We start from the raw sequence: 247 nt of genomic DNA, 5'->3' as shown, positions 1-247 counted from the left end.
ATGCTGAGGTACTCGAAGCATTCGGACGTTTTTTCAGCAACCTGCTAGCTTATGAAATCGTAAACCTCGAAGCCGCGCTCGAAAAATTCCGTAAAATCGTCGCAGGGTATGCGCGGAGAGGAAGTTGCCGCGCGAGAGCAGCGCATAGCGACGAACACCGACATCCGGTTACAGCTTCGGAGGTTAGTGGGCCATTGGCATTTGGATCTCGCCAACCGACCTTGCGGGCGCTGGGTTCTTGAGCAGC

At 55.1% G+C, this 247-nt stretch carries 1 protein-coding gene; it reads left to right on the top strand.

Going from position 1 to position 247, the window contains the following annotated elements; translation table 11 throughout:
- The coding region (locus ACLJNW_RS27445; protein WP_410961715.1) for a hypothetical protein at positions 1 to 242 on the top strand (242 nt) is incomplete at its 5' end.
- Positions 243 to 247: the final 5 nt, after the last annotated feature.

Source organism: Salmonella sp. SAL4457, from assembly GCF_046548235.1.
Taxonomy (GTDB): domain Bacteria; phylum Pseudomonadota; class Gammaproteobacteria; order Enterobacterales; family Enterobacteriaceae; genus Salmonella; species Salmonella enterica.
This window is presented reverse-complemented; position numbering and strand designations above follow the sequence as displayed.